The organism is Halorientalis marina (assembly GCF_023028345.1).
Lineage (GTDB): Archaea > Halobacteriota > Halobacteria > Halobacteriales > Haloarculaceae > Halorientalis > Halorientalis marina.
The window spans coordinates 299,703-315,746 of sequence record NZ_CP095488.1 but is presented as its reverse complement, the minus strand read 5'-3'; the positions used below and the strand labels follow the sequence as shown (position 1 = coordinate 315,746).

Below are 16,044 nucleotides of genomic sequence, written 5' to 3'. Positions count from 1 at the left end.
TCCGGTGGGCGGGGACTGTCGATGCAACCACACGTGCGACTCCTTGAGTACGTCCGTCGGGGTGAGTGGGCCACGGTCGTCGGGTACGTGCTGTTCGTCGTCCTGATGGCCGCCGGCTACTACTACAACATCACATTCGTCCAGCTCGGCCTCATCGATCTCGGGGTGCGACTGGTCGGGATGACCAGGGCGCAGGTGTCGATGTGGATGGCCGGCCTCGCACTGCTGACGTTCGTCACCGCGATCGTCGCCGGCGTGACGATGGACCGCCGCGACTGGAGTACGGACCTCCCGATGAAGCTCCGACTGCTCTTTGCGGTGGTCGTCGTCCAGTTCGTCCTGACTGTCGTCGCACCGCACATCCGCTCTGTGCCGGCCTTCGGCGCGTGGATCGTCGTCGGCTCGCTCTCGCTGGGGGTCGGCTTCCCGGTCTCGTTCAGCCTCGCCATCGACCTGATTCCGGTCCCCGACCGCGGGCACGTCGCAGCTGTCATCACCGCCGTCACGTACTTCGCTGCGAACGCGTACCCGCTGGACTGGTCGATCGACGTGTTCAGCCAGCTCTTGACGGCGGCGATGCTTCCCGGCGTGGTCGTCCTCGGCGTCCTGGTCTCTGAGCGAGTCGGCGTGCTGAACGACCTTCTCGACCAGTTGGCCGACCAGCACGAGCAGTTCGGGACCGGGCGGTTCTGTCACCCGAATCCAGTGGGAACCCGAACCCTCGCGTTCTGGTCGCCAGTCGTGTTGATGTTCGGCGTGTTCTTCGTCGATAGTCTTGGCTTCCTGCGCATCATCGAGACGCCGGCGCTCGTCCTCAGTTCCTGGCAGTCCCCCGAACTCTCGACGCGGCTGGCTATCGCTGTCGTCCACGCTGTCGGAGCACTGATGGCTGGCGTCCTGTACGTGAACTTCGACCGGAACGGCCTGTTCCTGTGGGTCTTTGCCCTCTTCTCGTTGACGTACGTCCTCTACACGACCGATCTCCGGGTGGCGACGCTCTTTCCCGGACTGGCAGGTGGAGGTACGTCGATTCTGAATCCCCTTCTGTATTCGCTGACGGTGAGTTTCTACACGACGCTGAACTTCGCGCTCTGGCCGGACCTCTCGACGGCCGAGACGATCGGCACCCACTCGGCCATCGGCATCGGGATGGCCGGCTGGCTCGCCACGTTCCTGAGCACGGCCGTCTCGCTATACTTGGACGCGACCGAGGTCGGACTCCTCTCCCATCTCAACCTCGTGAACGCACTCGCACTCCTGCTGTTCGTGGGACTGGTCGTCGGGCTCTACGGCAAGCAAGTGCTCCGGTACGCACGGGAGGGACAGGCGGGATGAGTCTCGCCGAGACGCTTCCGCTGCTCGTGGTCGTGCTCCTCGTCCTCGCAGGCAGCGGTGTCGACCCCTCGTCGATGGAGATCGTCTTCGACGGCGAGCGGACCGTCGAGACCACGCCCGATGCCTACGTCGTCGCCGGGGGGACCGTGACCGTGCCGGAAAACGCGACGGTTCGCGGACAGGTGTTCGTCGTGGGTGGTGACACGCGAATCGCAGGCAGGGTCTCGGGCGACGTTCGCCTGTTCGCGGGCAACCTCTCGGTACCAGAGACAGGGACCGTCACCGGCGAACTCCAGACCGTGGCTGGCACTCTCTCAGTCGCACCGGGTGCCGACATCGGACGACAGACGACTCTCGACGTCGACACACAGCCTCGCTCACCACTCGCAACAGTTGGATTCCTCGCGATGCAGATGGTCCTTCTCGGCGGCGTGGCCGCGTTGCTCGTCCGTCGTGTGCCCGGGCTCTTTGCGACTGTCGGGGACGCCGTCACACATCACCCGGTCGTGAGCGGGGTCGTCGGCTCCATCGCCGGGACGACGATGCTCGTCCTGTTCGTCTACATGGCGTTCACCCTCGTCTTGCTCCCGCTCAGCATCGTCGGGCTCGTCGCCGAATTCCTGCTCGTCCTCTATGGCTATCTCGTCTACGGCTACCTCGTCGGGCAGCGCCTCCCGGTCGAGCGGGTCGACATCGCCACTGGCTTCGGCGTCGCCGGGGTCCTGCTCGGTGTCGACCTGCTCGGCAGGGTCCCGTATCTCGGGACCGCGATGCAGTTCCTGCTCGTCGTCGTCGGTCTCGGTGCCGTGCTGATAACGTACCTCGGCGTCCGACGGTTCGAGCCGCCACAGATACCTGGGGCGACGTGACCTCTGTAGACCCGAAATTTCGACTGCTGCTCTCCTGCCAACCGGGAGGGCACTCCCACCGATTGAGATTCGCCTGCGCCCTTGATAGTTCGAGCGTGCGTCTCTTCAGATATGACTGCCTATGCCGACGCCCGCCCGGACAGTTCGGGTGGGCAGCACGTCCCCGCGTACGGCCCGCTCGAGGCTGTACTCGGCTACGCGCTGTTCTACGTCCTCGTCGAACGCGCAACGCCGACGATCACTGCCACGTTCACCGACATTCTGTCGGTCTCGCCGTCGGTCGTCGGGTTCGGGCTGGCAGCTGCGCTCTGGTTCGTCTTCCTCGTGACTGCTGTCGACCAGGCTCGCCGCCAGCTCGCTGCCATCGGTGTAGGCACCCACGAGGCCGTGCGTCGAGACGAATCTCGGCCACGGACACTCTCGGAAACGCGTGCGCTTGGCTACCTCACGCTGGTGCTCGTCGGCAGCCTCGTCGCGCTGTGGACGGCCGACGCGGCGATTTCGTCACTCGTGGGCGTGATGGAAGTCGTCTCCGCGGCGGACGCCGGCGCGTTCGTCCTGTCGGACCTCGTCGTGGTGCTGCTGTTTTTCGTCGCCTACGGCTCGGTAACCCACGCACTCGACCGGCTGGTGATCGGCGGTATCAGGGAACTGCTGGTCGAGTGACCCGCCAGATAGACACCGGCTGTCGGATCCACTTTGGAAAATACACACGTGGGAATTGGTGTGTGCGTCGAGCGGTGTTGTTCGTGACTGTGCGGATAGAATGCTTTTGTGTTCACGAATCGAACGTCTACGGGTCAGGGGTCTGCCGATGGGTGTAATCGAAGCCACTGGATTGACGAAGTACTACGGTGAAACCCGGGGTGTCGAGGATTTGACGTTCAGTGTCGAACAGGGCGAAGTGTTCGGGTTCCTCGGACCCAACGGGGCCGGGAAGACGACCGCGATCCGGGCGCTCATGGGGTTCCAGGCACCGACTGGCGGCTCCGCGCAGGTCCTAGGACACTCGATCACTGACGAGCGAGCGATGCAGGAGGCACGTGCCGACATCGGGTATCTACCCAGCAATCCCGGCCTCGACGAGACGGTCACCGGGAGGCGATTGCTGGAGTACTACGGGTCGCTTCGGGGTGACGAGCGCAGCGAGGAGTTACTGGAGTTGTTCACGCCACCGCTCGACCGGACGATCGGCGAGTACTCGACGGGGAACAAGCAGATGCTCGCCCTGATCCTCGCGTTCATGCACGACCCGGAGTTGATCATCATGGACGAGCCGACATCGGGGCTCGACCCGCTGAAACAGGAACGACTCTACGAGTTCATCCACCGCGAGCGCGAGCGTGGTGTGACGTTTTTCTTCTCCTCGCACATCCTGAGCGAGGTCCGGAAGGTGTGTTCGCGGGTCGGGATCATCCGAGACGGCAAACTCGTCGAACTCGAGGACATCCAGACCCTGCTCCACCGCAGTGGGAAGACCATCACCGTTCGCCTCGCTGACGCCGTAGACGTCGACGGGTTCGACCTCGACGGCGTCCACGACGTGAGCCGGAGCGTCCAGCCGCGACACGAGGCCGCCGGACAGGCCACGACGCTCTCCTTTACGTACACGGGTGATTACAACAGCCTGCTCTCGACGCTCTCACAGTTCCAGATCCTCGATCTCGAGATCGAGGAAGCACCACTCGAGGACGTGTTCATGCGCTTCTACGGCGGTGACGACAGCGGCGATCGCGTGGAATCGCTGGAGGCGACCGATGTTTGAGATACTCCGCTACGAGACCGAAAAGCGGGTGCTGTCGGCGCTCGTGATCACCGTCGGGCTGTCGCTGTACGCGGGGCTGTTCTTGGCGATCGCACCTGACATCATCGCGAACGTGGACTTCTCGGCGTACGGCGAGGCACTCCCCGAGGCGATGCAGTCGGCGTTCGGCGTCGACGCCCTCGGTTCGCTGGAGGGGTTTCTCGCGGCCGAACTCTACCAGTTCGGCTGGGTCCTGCTGCTGGGGCTGTACTTCGCGTACACGGCCGGCGAGACGGTCGCTGGCGACGTCGAGCGCGGGCGGATGGACATGCTGCTGTCGACGTCCGTGTCACGTGACCGCGTCGTCGTCGAGAAGTACCTCGCGCTGGTGCCGACGCTGCTTTTCATCAACGCAGTCGTCGCTGGCATCGTCTACGCGGGCGCCTTGCTCATCGGCGAGCCAGTGTCACTCGCGGACGTCGTTGCCGTTCACGCACTCTCGATCCCCTACCTGCTCGTCTGTGCGAGCATCGGACTCGGTTTCTCGGTCCTGGTCCGGCGCGAGAGTCTCGCCCAGCGGGCTGGCATCGCGACCGTGTTCGGGCTGTTCATGATCGAATCCCTCGTCATCGACACGGACTACGAGGTGCTGGGGTTGCTCAGCCCCACCCGGTACTACGACCCGACAGAGATCCTCGTCGAGAGCACCTACGACCTCGTCGGGGCTGCCATCCTCGCCGAGGCGGCGCTCCTCCTCGTCGTGGGCAGCGTCGTCTGGTTCAACAGGAGAGATATCTGATGTACGTCCGCCCCATCCTCGTCGACCAGTTGCACAGTGATCAGCCATCCGCGACGCCTCCGACTCAGGAGGGTCAGCACAGATGACGCGCTCTCGAGTCGGAATCGCGGTCGTCCTCGTCATGGTCGTGCTGGCGTCGTGGCCCGGCCCGGCAGCGGGTGCCGTCAGGGGTGAACCGGATCTCGCAGCTAATCTCGCCGACGGGTCGATCGCGCCCGGTGAGGAGACGACGCTCACGCTCGTGCTGACGAACGACGCCACGCTCAGTCAGGTGTCGCTGACGAACCCCGGCCTCGCAGAGCGAGTGACGACTGCGAACGGCGTCTCGGTGACTGTCGAGTCGGGCAACGCCCCCCTGTCGATCGAGCGGGGCGGCGACCAGTTGCTCGGGAGCATCGTCGACGGTGGCCGGGTGACGGCAGACGTCGGCGTCACTGTCGACGCGGACGCGGATCCCGGCACCTACCACCTCGACGTAACCGCGGAGTACTCCTACGCGAGTTCCATCAGCGACCGGATCGGGGCCGTGAGCCAGCGCACGGTCGAGGCGACCTTCGAGGTCGAAGTGGTCGTCGAGCGTGACGATGTCCGGTTCCGTGTCGTGGACACCCGAACGACGCTCAGAGCCGGCGAGTCGGGCACGTTCGCCGCGACGGTCGAACACACTGGCCAGCAGACGGCGCGTGACGTTCGCCTCCAGCTCCGGTCGCTGGATGGGGCCGTCTCACCAACTGGAGCCGGACAGGCGAGTCGCTACCTCGGTCCCTGGCCGGCCGGCGAACGCCGGACCGTCAGCTACCGGGTCACCGCGAGGCCAGACGTGACTGCCACGGCCCACGCACTCGAACTCGTGCCGACCTACGAGAACGCCCACGGCGACGCGACGACGGGCCGACCACTCGCAGTCGGACTCACGCCAGTCGCTGGCGAGCGCTTCCGCGTTCACGGCGCGGCGGGTCTCGACAGCCGTGGCCAGCCACAGCTGGGCGTGGGCGGGAGCGATGCAATCACTGTCGCGTTCACGAATCGAGGACCGGGCGCCGTCGGGAACGTCAGCGTCCAGCTTGCGACGACGTCACCAGCGACGACTGTCGACGGTGGCGCAGTTGCAGAGCGGGGCGTCGGTCGTGTGCAGACCGGTGAAGACCGCACAGTGGCGTTCGACGTCGGTGCCTCGCCGACGGCTCGCGGCGGGAACTACACGTTCGACGCGACGGTTACCTACGACGACACGACGGGCGCCACGGTGTCGAGTCGAACCCGGCCAGTCACCGTCCGCGTCCAGCCGTCGCCGACGATCACGCTGGCAGACCTCGACAGCACGCTCTACGTGGGCGAGCGCGGCACGCTTTCGGGAACGATCAGCAATACAGGCCCGACCGCGGCACGCAACGCGGTTCTCAGAGTCACCGACGCACCGCTCGGTGTCCAGTTCACCGAAACGGCGTACCCGGTCGGCGACCTCGCTGGTGGGCAGCAGGCGTCGTTCTCGCTGCCGGCTCGTGTGCCCGCGGGCACGACGACCGGCCCGCGGGCCGTGACCTACGTGCTGGCGTACGAGACGGTCGACGGCACCGTCGTCACGAGTGACCCACTCCGGGCGAGCGTGCCGGTCCAGCCCGAACGAGACACGTTCGACCTCGCCGCCCGCAACGGCACGCTCGCGCCCGATAGCACCGAGGTACTCGCCGTCGAAATCACGAACACGGGAGACACGCCACGGACGGACGTCCAGGTGTCGCTCGCGCCCGCGCCACCGTTCACCAGTGTCGCGCCTTCGGTGTACGTCGGGCGACTCGACCCCGGCGAATCGGCGACGGTTCGGTTCCCCATCGAAACCGACGAGGACGCGGTCACGGCCAGCCACGCCATCGCAGTCAACGTCAGTGGTGAGACCGACGACGCCCTCACAGAACACGAGCGACACCGCGTGACGGTCTCGGTCGGGACCGACGACCAGCCGGTCGATACGGTGCCGATCGTCGTCCTCGGCGGGCTCTCGGTCGTGCTGGTGGCTGCACTGGGCTGGTGGTGGTTCACGCGTCGCTGATGCCGTTCCGCTCGGCGACTTCGACTGGGTGTCGTTCTCGTGGAGAGAGAATCGGCGACGTGTTTAGGAAGCCACCGACCGAAATTCAGGTATGGGGCTGCGCTCCTCTCGACGGCAACTGCTTCGAACTACGGCGACAGCCGTCGGTGTCGCAGTCGCTGGCTGTGTGTCCGTTCCGCAGGCAGACTCGGAGGAGGCCGAGTCGCAGAGCCCGTCCCGGCAACGTGGACAGCAACCACGGTCGAACGCCGGACCCCACGGCCCGATAACCGACGAGCATCGCACCCAGCACGACCAGATGGGGCCACACCACAGCTCCAGCGGGCACCACGACCAGCTGGGGCCACACCACGGGCGAGGAACTGCCGACTCCGGGACGGCAGGGACGCTGGCGGACTGGTTCGCGAACGTCGACAACTATACCGAGGTGGTGGACCGCAGGGGATTGTCGACAGTGACGGTCGCCGTCGGAGCGGCGGGCAACGGCGGGGGCTTCGCGTACGACCCGCCGGCGATTCGCATCGACCAGGGGGCGACTGTCACCTGGGAGTGGACGGGTGAGGGCGGGAGTCACGACGTCGTCGCCGTGGACGAGACGTTCGCGAGCGACCTCGTCGCGTCGGCCGGCCACACCTTCACGCACACCTTCGACGAACCGGGGACGTTCCGGTACTACTGCACACCCCACCGAGCACTCGGTATGAAGGGTGCAGTCATCGTCGAGTGACTCCCGGCCGGCCGCACGTGGTGACGACATCGACGGTCAGGATGGTCCAGACGACGCCGATCGGCCGGTCTGTCACACCTAGGGCGATCGCTGCGCCAGCGGTGAGGGCGTTGAAGGCTGGCCAGAACACCAGGATGACGAGTCACCACTTCATCGATATGCGCCGGACATCCACGAGCCGTCGGCCCAGATCACGAACCCGCTCACTCCCACCCGTGACCCATGCCATCGTGACGCCGGCCAGAAGCGGACTCGCGCCGCCGACGAGGAATAACAGGAGGTTCGTGCCGTCCCAAACGGAGGTGTTCGAGCCGAAGATCGGGAGCCAGAACAGGTACGCCCACCCAAGATAGACGAGAGGGAACCCCCACGGTGTGAGCCTGTTCCCGAACCGCTGTATCTGATTCGAAGCTATCATTCTGTGTGGGATTGTGGTGGGCTATCGCCAGACGCTCGAATAAACTTACCGTCGCCGCTTCCGGAGCGAGATTGGGTAGTCGGCGTCGACGCGTGTGCTACGGGTTCAACGGCCCTCCAGTAGTCCGCGGATGCGACGGATTTCACCGACAGATTGTACGTTCCGGGCTGCCGATTTCCAACCACGTGAGAACCGCCCTGTGCGCCTATCGTGTTGGGCGCCCAACTCGTGGGCGTGAGAGAGATGCGAACGACATCCTCGGTTCCCGAAAAAACGGACCCTTCGACGAAGCCGGGAGCGGGCCGTCGCTGGGAGGTTCTCCGCATCGTGCTGGGGGTGATGTACCTGCTGGGTGCATTCGCACACGTCGCGCTTGGGGTACTGGCACCCGAAACCTACCAGCAATTCGCGAATCAGGCACTCGTGGCTCTCTACACAGACCTCTGGCAGTCACTCGTCGTCCCGTTCCTCGCGATTCTGCAACCGCTGGTAATTCTCTTCGAGCTCGGCCTCGTGGTCGCTCTCTGCTGGCGCGGCCGTGCTGTCCTCCTCGGTCACGCCGCTGGTGCCGTGTTTCAGGCCGGACTGGTCCTCTCTGGTCCGTGGGGTCCGATCAACGCCGCCCTCGCGCTGCTTCACGTCGCTGCGCTTCGCCGAGCGTATCCGAGGACTGTTCTCGAACTCGTTCGCCGACGTGAGACGGGTACGTAGCCCTCGAGAGTGGCGACCCGACAGATGACGACTCGTCCCCTCGGGCGGTCTCTTCCTCGTTCTCACCCACCGGGAAGCGCCGTCTCTATTTATATTATTATCTAACCAACAGTAATACGGTGAACAATACATGAGTCAACTCGAATCTACGGCTGAGCCGGTCGTCTCGATTCGGGGGGTGAGGTTCACGCCCCGAACACTGGCGGGTGTCTGCTTTTTCGCACTCGCTGCACAGTTTATGACCGTCATCATGCTCGCGGCAGCGATGGTCCCGGGCTACGATTTCCGTGGGGGTGCGATCAGTGACCTCGGGGTACTTCCCGAGACAGCACTCCTGTTCAACGTCTCGCTGATTCTGGTCGGCGTGTTGAATCTGGCAGGTGGATACTTCTTCTACCGCAGCCACGGGACGCGCTGGCTCCTCGCGATCTTCGCGCTGGCGGGCGGCGGTGCGATCGGCGCTGGCCTCTTCCCGCTCGACACCGGTGGCCTCCACGGCCTGTCCGCACTGCTCGCCTTCGTGTTCTTCAACGTGCAGGCCATCGGGAGCGCGACTCGCTTCCGTGGCGTCATGCGGGCACTGGCCGTCCTCGCTGGCGGGCTGGGGCTCGTCTTCGTCGTGTTGATGGCCCTCGGCGACGGTGGGAACGCCGCCGCGTTCGGCCCCATCGGTCACGGTGGTACCGAGCGGATGATCGTCTACCCCGTGATGCTCTGGCTGGTCGCCTTCGGCGGCTACCTCCTCGGAGAGCGCGAGCATGCGACTGTCTCCACTCGGTAGGTCGAATGTTCGAGCGACGAATACGTCTCCTCGGCGCGGTCGCACTCGTCGGTACACTCCTGAGCGCGCCGCTCATCGCGACAGCCACTCCGGTTCCCGACTCGACTGCGACGCCGCAAGCCCACGTATCCACGCCGACCGAGCAGGTCGCTCTGACGAACCAGACGGAGACCGAGGCGTGGCTTGACGAGACGATGGCCCGCCAGCTGGAGGAATACAACGTCCCGGGCGCGGCCGTCGTCATCGTCAGCGATGGTGATGTGGTTCTCGCGAAGGGCTACGGGTACGCGGACCTCGCATCGGAACGATCCGTCGACGCCGACGAGACGGTGTTCAGCGTCGGCTCGACCGGCAAACTCGTGACGTGGACGGCCGTGATGCAGGGTATCGAGGACGGACGGCTCGAACGCGACCGCGACGTGAACGAGTACCTGACGGACTCGGCAGTCACGGTCCCGGACACCGACGACGAGCCGATCACGTTGAATCACCTCGCCACCCACTCGGCGGGCTTCGAGGACATCTTCAGGGGGATGGTCACGGACAACCCCGACGAGATACGGCCGATGGAGGCAATCCTCGCCGACCACCGGCCAGCACGCGTCCGGCCGCCAGGACAGTTCGTGGCGTACTCGAACTACGGGACGGCCCTGGCCGGACACGTGCTCGCCGAGCAGTCCAGCGCGAATTTCACCGATATGGTCGACGAGCGCATCTTCACGCCCCTCGGGATGGCCGACACGACCTACGCCCAGCCGCTTCCCGCCCGGCTGGAGTCTCGACGTGCCATCGGCTACACGTACCAGAACGGCGAGTACCAGCCGCACCACCCCGTCATCTGGACACTGCCGCCCGAGGGTGGGTCGCTCCGCACGACCCCCACTGACATGGGGCGGTTCATGCTCGCCCACCTGAACGAGGGCGCATCCGGCTCGGAGCGCATTCTCGAGGCCGAGACGGTCCGTGAGATGCACCGGCGACAGTTCACGAAGTCCGAAGCGGTCCCGGAACTAAACGGGATGGCCTACGGCTTCATCGAGATGGACCGCAACGACGAGACGATCGTCGGCCACTGGGGCGACACACCTCGCTTCAAGAGCCTGCTCGCGCTCTACCCCGAGCGCGACACCGGCCTGTTCGTCGTCTACAACAGTCCCGGCGGCGGTCCCGCCCGGTTCGAACTCCTCCAGGCGTTCACGGACCGGTACTACCCGCGGTCGGATACGCCAGTTGTGGAACCACCGGACGGTGCCGCGGAGCGAGCGCACGACCTGACGGGCGACTACCGCTCGCTGACAGTGTCTGCGTCCTCCTGGGAACGTGTTCTCGGCGTGATGACCCGAACCTACACCGTCGGAGCTACTGACGAGGGGTACCTGACCACCAGCCGCCTCGGCGAACCCACTCGCCGGTGGGTCGAACGTCGGCCCGGAGTGTACGAGGAGGTCGGTGGCAGTGACATGCTGGTCTTCCGGTTCGACGAGACTGGCCGCGCGACCCACATGTTCCGCCACGCTTTCGGGCCGGCCACGTACGAACGCGTCCCGTGGTACGAGAGTCTCACGGTGCTCCAGACTGTCCTCGGTGGGGGCGTGGTGGCCTTCCTCTCCGTCCTGTTGCCCTGGGTCGGTGGCCCGGTGTGGCGACGATGGCGAGGCGGTGACCTCCCGACCGGCCGCGAGCGGGCGGCCCGCTGGCTGCTCGGCGTGGTGAGCCTGCTCTGGTTGGCAGTGCTGGTCATCTTCCTGCTGGCCTGGATCAACTTCGACGCAGAGGCTGCCTCGCCGTCGCTGGCGCTCCAAGCCGGGAAGGTCCTCAGATGGATCGCCCTCGCTGGGACGGTCGGTGCCGTCGTCGCGACCGGGTTCGCGTGGCGCGACGGCCTCTGGACTCGCTGGGCCCGGCTCCACTTTTCCGTGGTGACGGCGCTCGCACTCCTGTTCGCCTGGCAACTGTCCCTGATCGGGATTCTACCACTGTAAAGACTCGAGATACATGATTTCAACACCAGCAATCGACCGAGGGAGTATCGAACCATGAGACAGCGGATTCGCAGGCTCGTCGACGTCCATCCGGTCGCGACGTTTTTCGCCCTCGCGTACGCCATCTCCTGGCTGGCGTGGCTCGGTCCGGTCCTCGGACTGGCCGAGCCGATACGGACGCTCGGGTTCATCGTCGGCGGCTACGGCCCGGCCCTGGCGGCCCTCGTCGTCGTGTGGGTGGGGAGTGATTCAGTCCGGGTATGGGCACGCCAGATCGTCGCCTGGCGCGTCGCGCCGCGGTGGTACGTCGCCGCGCTCACCATCCCGCTCGTGCTCATCGCGCTGACGAGCGCGGGCCTCGAACTCGTCGGCACGTCCGTCGACCCCGGACTCCTTCCGGAACGAGTCTCGCTCGTCCTCGTTTCCTTCGTCAGCATCGCGCTCGTGGGTGGGGGCAACGAAGAACCTGGCTGGCGAGGACTAGCGCTCCCGAAACTCCAGGAGCGATACGCACCGGTGTCTGCGACCCTCGTTCTCGGCGTGGTCTGGGCGCTCTGGCACCTCCCGTTGCTGGCGACCGGTCCCACCACGTTCCACGGGCTCGCGGAGTTCGTCGACATAGCGCCGTCGATCGGGGTTCGCATCCTGAACATCGTCGGCGTCGCGTTCATCCTGACGTGGATCTACAACGAGACCGGAAGCGTCCTGCTCGCCATCCTCGCACACACCGGGTTCAACACGGCCAACAGTACGCTCGTCCCGCTCCCACTCGACGTCATCAGCGCCGGCGACTCCACGACGATCCTCGTCGTCACGACGGTCGCTATCTGGGTGATCGTCGCCGCGCTGTTCGTCGCTACCCGCGGCCAGTTCGGGTACGAGACCGAGGACAGTGCAGTAGCGACACGGACTGCCGGTAGCAGTTCGGAGGTACAATGACGGGGGAAGACGGCGGTGCCACAACTGGTTTCACGACGCCGGGAGCCGACGAACCCACGTCCTCGACCGCGAGTCGACCCTCGTTCGGCCGTCGGTTCGGTGTGGCTCTGTTGCTGGGCCTACCCGGGATCCTGGCGCTCGTCGGCTACATCTACGTCACGACGCCGCCGAGTGCCGTCCCTGCCGGTCTGTCGCTCCCGTTGCTAGCCGTCGTCTCGGCTGTCAACCCACTTCTGCTCCTCGGCATCGCGTGCCTGCTTGGCGCGTACGCAGCACCGCGGGTCGGACTGCGCTCGTACGCGATCGAGGGGACTGGCACCGACGACAGCATCTGGCAGCACCTCCGCCAGGAGGTCGGACTCGCCGTCGGAATCGGCATTCTCGGCGGTATCCTGATCGTCGTTCTCGACGCAGTGCTGATGCCGTTCGTCGCTCAAGATTTGCCACAGTCAGCGATCGGGGCAACGAGACCGACGGTACTGACCGTCCTCGGGTACGCACCCGTCCGATTTCTCTACGGCGGAATCACCGAGGAACTCATGCTCCGGTTCGGTCTGATGTCGGTCCTCGTCTTCGCCGGCTGGCGCGTCACCGGCCGCCGTGCGGACGGCCCGCGACCGACTGTCGTCTGGGCAGCGATCGTCGTCGCCGCCGTCCTGTTCGGCCTGGGTCACCTCCCGGCACTCGCCCAGGTAGTCGCCCTCACACCGGCACTGATCGCGCGGACGGTCCTCCTGAACGCGGTCGCCGGCGTCCTCTTCGGCTGGCTCTACTGGCGACGCAGTCTCGAGGCTGCGATGGTGTCTCACGCCTCGTTCCACGTCCCACTGTTGTTGCTCTCGGTCGTACAGGTCGCACTGCTCTGACGGGACTGCAATGGGTGACGTCGAGGACGGAGTTGAGCCCACGGCGACCGTCCCACGCTCCCTCGGTGTGACCTCCCAGCGGGCAGATAGATTCTCAGCGGACGAGAATAATAGTCTATATTGACACTCTCGGGTGGCGTACTCTCGGATATGATCAGAGAGGTCGTGGAAAAGCGCCGTCTAACCTCGTTTTTCCTCCTCGCATATGCTCTGGCATGGGGTGTCGAAGCGGTTCCCGACGTTGTCGGGATGACCCAGCCGTCGTGGACGAGCTGGTTCTTCGCCGGCTTCCTGAGCGCGCTCGCACCGTCGGTCGCAGCCGCAATCGTCGTCTGGGCCAGCGGCGAGAGCGTCCGCGGCTGGTTCAGGAGCGTCGCGAAAGTCCGCGTCCACTGGAAGTGGTACGTGGCAGCTATCGCCGTCCCGTTCCTCATCGTCTACGCGGCCGGTGTCGCCTCGTGGGCGCTCGGGGGCCCCATCGACTGGTCGGCGTTCGAGATCAGCCCGACGACCATCGTCTTCGGCATCGTCATCGGGACGCTGCTCGGCGGCGGACAGGAGGAGTTCGGCTGGCGCGGGTTCGCCCAGCCCGAGTTGCAGGAACGCTACGGCGCGTTCCTGGCTGCCATCGTCGTTGGCATGTTCTGGGGCCTGTGGCACCTGCCGCAGTTCATGCCCGGCGGCTTCCGTGCCGACTGGGGACCGCTGATGATCGGGTCGTACTTCGTCGGTATCATCGGCTTCTCCGTGCTGCTGGCGTGGGTGTTCAACGGCTCCGGCGGGAGCGCGTGGCTCGCGATGGTGATGCACGGGGCCGACAACGCCACGCAGGGACGGCTCCCGATCGACCTCTCGATCGTCGCGCCCGACGGCGTCTTGCTCCCGTCGACGCTCGTCACGATCAACGTCCCACACGCACTGCTGACGTGGGTGGTCGCGCTCGCCGTCGTCGGACTCGCCGGCACGGCGCTCTATCGCGACCGCGTTCGTGGCCGGGTCGCCGGTATCTCACCGTCACCCGGAGGTGACTGACCGTGGCCGCCATCGAGATCGACGGGCTGACGAAACGCTACGGCCACGACGTCTACGCTATCAATGACCTCTCGCTGACCGTCGCGGAGGGCGAGGTGTTCGGTTTTCTGGGGCCGAACGGGGCCGGGAAGTCGACGACCATCGACGTCCTGCTCGATTACGTCCGCCCGACCGCGGGCTCGGCGACGGTGCTGGGCCACGACGCCCAGCGCGGTGCGGAAGAGATCCACCAGCGCGTCGGCATTCTCCCCGACGGCTACAGCCTCTACGACCGACTCAGCGGGCGCGATCACATCGAGTTCGCCGTCGATCTGAAAGGAGCGGACGACGACCCCGACGAGGTTCTCGACCGTGTCAGCCTCGACACGTCGGCCGCCGCTCGACCGGCAGGAACCTATTCCAAAGGGATGAGCCAGCGGCTCGCGCTCGGGATGGCGCTCGTCGGCGACCCCGACCTCCTTCTCCTCGACGAGCCCTCGACCGGTCTCGACCCGGACGGCATCCGCGACATTCGCGAGATCACGCTCGATCACGCCGCTGATGGCGGGACCGTGTTCTTCTCCTCGCACATCCTCAGTCAGGTCGAAGCGGTCTGTGACCGGGTCGGGATCCTGAACCGCGGTCGGCTGGTCGCGGTCGACACCATCGAGGGGCTCCGCGATGCCGTCGGGACTGGCTCGGGCATCACGCTGACCGTCGACACGCCACCAATGGGGCTCGACGCCGAGACGCTGGATGGCGTTTCCGACGTGGTCGTCGACGGTGAGACCGTCCGCGTGACCTGTACCGAACCGCTGGCGAAGATGGTCGTCATCGACGCGGTGCGGGCGGCGGGCAGTGCCGTCCTCGACATCGAGACTCACGAGCCGTCGCTCGAGGACCTGTTCACCGAGTACACGCACGCGGACGACCGGACCGCCTCGGGCACGGGGGTGAGCCGATGAGCTGGCGAATCATCGCCCGACGGGAGTTCACCGATGCCGTCCAGTCCCGACTGCTCTGGGGACTCGTGGCCATCGTCGCCATCATGATCGCGCTGACGTCTGCCGTTCCGCTGTTGCTTCCCGGGGCGACCGCGTCGGCGCTGCTGGGACTCGGTGCGGCCAGCGAATTCGCCGCGATGCTCGTGCCCATCGTCGCACTGGTCGCCGCCTACCTCGCCATCGCCGGCGAGCGCGAGTCCGGGAGTCTACGACTCCTGCTGGCACTGGAGCCGAACCGCCGGACCATCGTGGTCGGAAAGTTCCTCGGTCGGAGTGCCGTCGTCGTCGCCGGGCTAGGCATCGGGTTCCTCCTGGCGAGTGTCGTCACGTGGCTCGTCTACGGGGCACTCCCACTCGGTGCGTTCCTCGCTGTTCTCGGCCTCAAAGTTTCTCTCGGTGTCGTCTTCGTCGGTCTCGCGGTCGGCATCTCGGCGGCGACGGCGACCCGCGCCCGGGCGATGACGCTGGGCATCGCCAGCTACCTCGGACTGGCACTGCTCTGGGACCTGCTTCCCCAGGGCGCCCATCTCGTCGTCGAGGGCGGCCCGCCCAGCGGAACCGTTCCGGGTTGGTTCCTCCTGCTCGAAGGGCTCAGCCCGTCAGGGGCCTACAGCGCACTCGTGACTCGGGCGATCAGCGCGAGCGACCCCGCAATCCCCGGCCCCGCGGAGTTGCTCGGCGGGCCGATGCCACTCTATCTCCAGTGGTGGGTGTTCGTACTCCTCCTGCTCGCCTGGACCGCACTGCCACTCGCAGCCGGCTACTGGACCTTCAGCCGGGCAGACCTGAACTGACCCTCGACGCAACC

16 protein-coding genes are annotated in these 16,044 nt (G+C 65.9%); 14 read left to right on the top strand and 2 right to left on the bottom strand.

Going from position 1 to position 16,044, the window contains the following annotated elements; genetic code table 11:
- The first annotated feature begins 21 nt into the window (after positions 1-21).
- The 7 genes from MUG96_RS20480 to MUG96_RS20450 all read left to right on the top strand — a co-directional run bounded on the left by MUG96_RS20480 (position 22) and on the right by MUG96_RS20450 (position 7,524).
- Positions 22-1,335 carry an MFS transporter gene (locus MUG96_RS20480; protein ID WP_246988959.1) on the top strand — a complete coding sequence of 438 codons (1,314 nt, stop codon included), beginning with the start codon at positions 22-24 and terminating at the stop codon, positions 1,333-1,335.
- The gene (locus MUG96_RS20475) at positions 1,332-2,204 is read left to right on the top strand and encodes a polymer-forming cytoskeletal protein (protein WP_246988957.1); all 873 of its coding nucleotides are present in this window, start codon (positions 1,332-1,334) and stop codon (positions 2,202-2,204) included. The genes MUG96_RS20480 and MUG96_RS20475 overlap by 4 nt, the downstream gene beginning before the upstream one ends.
- Before the next feature lie 111 nt (positions 2,205-2,315).
- On the top strand, positions 2,316-2,870 hold the full coding sequence (locus tag MUG96_RS20470) for a hypothetical protein (protein WP_246988956.1): 555 nt from the start codon (positions 2,316-2,318) through the stop codon (positions 2,868-2,870).
- 148 nt (positions 2,871-3,018) lie between these two features.
- Positions 3,019-3,969, top strand: coding sequence for an ABC transporter ATP-binding protein (locus tag MUG96_RS20465; RefSeq protein WP_246988954.1), 951 nt, complete (start codon positions 3,019-3,021; stop codon positions 3,967-3,969).
- Positions 3,962-4,747, top strand: a complete 786-nt coding sequence (locus MUG96_RS20460; RefSeq protein WP_246988952.1) for an ABC transporter permease — start codon at positions 3,962-3,964, stop codon at positions 4,745-4,747. The genes MUG96_RS20465 and MUG96_RS20460 overlap by 8 nt, the downstream gene beginning before the upstream one ends.
- 82 nt (positions 4,748-4,829) lie before the next feature.
- Positions 4,830-6,797, top strand: a complete 1,968-nt coding sequence (locus tag MUG96_RS20455; RefSeq protein WP_246988950.1) for a COG1361 S-layer family protein — start codon at positions 4,830-4,832, stop codon at positions 6,795-6,797.
- A gap of 91 nt (positions 6,798-6,888) precedes the next feature.
- Positions 6,889-7,524 carry a halocyanin domain-containing protein gene (locus MUG96_RS20450; protein ID WP_246988948.1) on the top strand — a complete coding sequence of 212 codons (636 nt, stop codon included), beginning with the start codon at positions 6,889-6,891 and terminating at the stop codon, positions 7,522-7,524.
- A gap of 142 nt (positions 7,525-7,666) precedes the next feature.
- Here the strand turns inward: MUG96_RS20450 and MUG96_RS20445 are convergent, their stop codons facing one another.
- A complete protein-coding gene (locus MUG96_RS20445; protein WP_246988946.1) occupies positions 7,667-7,942 on the bottom strand; it encodes a hypothetical protein in 276 nt (91 codons plus the stop codon).
- 450 nt (positions 7,943-8,392) lie between these two features.
- Entirely contained in the window at positions 8,393-8,581 is a 189-nt protein-coding gene (locus tag MUG96_RS20440) for a hypothetical protein (protein ID WP_246988944.1), read from the bottom strand.
- A gap of 202 nt (positions 8,582-8,783) precedes the next feature.
- Here MUG96_RS20440 and MUG96_RS20435 point away from each other — a divergent pair, with 202 nt between their 5' ends.
- From MUG96_RS20435 to MUG96_RS20405, 7 genes are all read left to right on the top strand, one after another.
- Entirely contained in the window at positions 8,784-9,434 is a 651-nt protein-coding gene (locus MUG96_RS20435) for a DUF998 domain-containing protein (RefSeq protein WP_246988942.1), read from the top strand.
- 5 nt (positions 9,435-9,439) lie between these two features.
- A complete protein-coding gene (locus tag MUG96_RS20430; protein ID WP_246988940.1) occupies positions 9,440-11,416 on the top strand; it encodes a serine hydrolase domain-containing protein in 1,977 nt (658 codons plus the stop codon).
- Between the two features lie 54 nt (positions 11,417-11,470).
- The gene (locus MUG96_RS20425; RefSeq protein WP_246988938.1) at positions 11,471-12,355 is read left to right on the top strand and encodes a type II CAAX endopeptidase family protein; all 885 of its coding nucleotides are present in this window, start codon (positions 11,471-11,473) and stop codon (positions 12,353-12,355) included.
- Positions 12,352-13,221, top strand: a complete 870-nt coding sequence (locus MUG96_RS20420) for a CPBP family intramembrane glutamic endopeptidase (protein WP_246988936.1) — start codon at positions 12,352-12,354, stop codon at positions 13,219-13,221. The genes MUG96_RS20425 and MUG96_RS20420 overlap by 4 nt, the downstream gene beginning before the upstream one ends.
- 150 nt (positions 13,222-13,371) lie before the next feature.
- Positions 13,372-14,253 carry a type II CAAX endopeptidase family protein gene (locus MUG96_RS20415; RefSeq protein ID WP_246988934.1) on the top strand — a complete coding sequence of 294 codons (882 nt, stop codon included), beginning with the start codon at positions 13,372-13,374 and terminating at the stop codon, positions 14,251-14,253.
- A 2-nt stretch (positions 14,254-14,255) separates the two neighbouring features.
- Positions 14,256-15,197 carry an ABC transporter ATP-binding protein gene (locus tag MUG96_RS20410; RefSeq protein WP_246988932.1) on the top strand — a complete coding sequence of 314 codons (942 nt, stop codon included), beginning with the start codon at positions 14,256-14,258 and terminating at the stop codon, positions 15,195-15,197.
- A complete protein-coding gene (locus tag MUG96_RS20405) occupies positions 15,194-16,030 on the top strand; it encodes an ABC transporter permease subunit (protein ID WP_246988930.1) in 837 nt (278 codons plus the stop codon). The genes MUG96_RS20410 and MUG96_RS20405 overlap by 4 nt, the downstream gene beginning before the upstream one ends.
- Positions 16,031-16,044 lie beyond the last annotated feature (14 nt).

Excerpts from the sequence above, each read along its gene's own strand:
- MUG96_RS20480 (WP_246988959.1), top strand. The coding sequence starts at position 22 with ATGCAACCACACGTGCGACTCCTTGAGTACGTCCGTCGGGGTGAGTGG.
- MUG96_RS20475 (WP_246988957.1), top strand. The coding sequence starts at position 1,332 with ATGAGTCTCGCCGAGACGCTTCCGCTGCTCGTGGTCGTGCTCCTCGTC.
- MUG96_RS20470 (WP_246988956.1), top strand. The coding sequence starts at position 2,316 with ATGACTGCCTATGCCGACGCCCGCCCGGACAGTTCGGGTGGGCAGCAC.
- MUG96_RS20465 (WP_246988954.1), top strand. The coding sequence starts at position 3,019 with ATGGGTGTAATCGAAGCCACTGGATTGACGAAGTACTACGGTGAAACC.
- MUG96_RS20460 (WP_246988952.1), top strand. The coding sequence starts at position 3,962 with ATGTTTGAGATACTCCGCTACGAGACCGAAAAGCGGGTGCTGTCGGCG.
- MUG96_RS20455 (WP_246988950.1), top strand. The coding sequence starts at position 4,830 with ATGACGCGCTCTCGAGTCGGAATCGCGGTCGTCCTCGTCATGGTCGTG.
- MUG96_RS20450 (WP_246988948.1), top strand. The coding sequence starts at position 6,889 with ATGGGGCTGCGCTCCTCTCGACGGCAACTGCTTCGAACTACGGCGACA.
- MUG96_RS20445 (WP_246988946.1), bottom strand. The coding sequence starts at position 7,942 with ATGATAGCTTCGAATCAGATACAGCGGTTCGGGAACAGGCTCACACCG.
- MUG96_RS20435 (WP_246988942.1), top strand. The coding sequence starts at position 8,784 with ATGAGTCAACTCGAATCTACGGCTGAGCCGGTCGTCTCGATTCGGGGG.
- MUG96_RS20430 (WP_246988940.1), top strand. The coding sequence starts at position 9,440 with ATGTTCGAGCGACGAATACGTCTCCTCGGCGCGGTCGCACTCGTCGGT.
- MUG96_RS20425 (WP_246988938.1), top strand. The coding sequence starts at position 11,471 with ATGAGACAGCGGATTCGCAGGCTCGTCGACGTCCATCCGGTCGCGACG.
- MUG96_RS20420 (WP_246988936.1), top strand. The coding sequence starts at position 12,352 with ATGACGGGGGAAGACGGCGGTGCCACAACTGGTTTCACGACGCCGGGA.
- MUG96_RS20415 (WP_246988934.1), top strand. The coding sequence starts at position 13,372 with ATGATCAGAGAGGTCGTGGAAAAGCGCCGTCTAACCTCGTTTTTCCTC.
- MUG96_RS20405 (WP_246988930.1), top strand. The coding sequence starts at position 15,194 with ATGAGCTGGCGAATCATCGCCCGACGGGAGTTCACCGATGCCGTCCAG.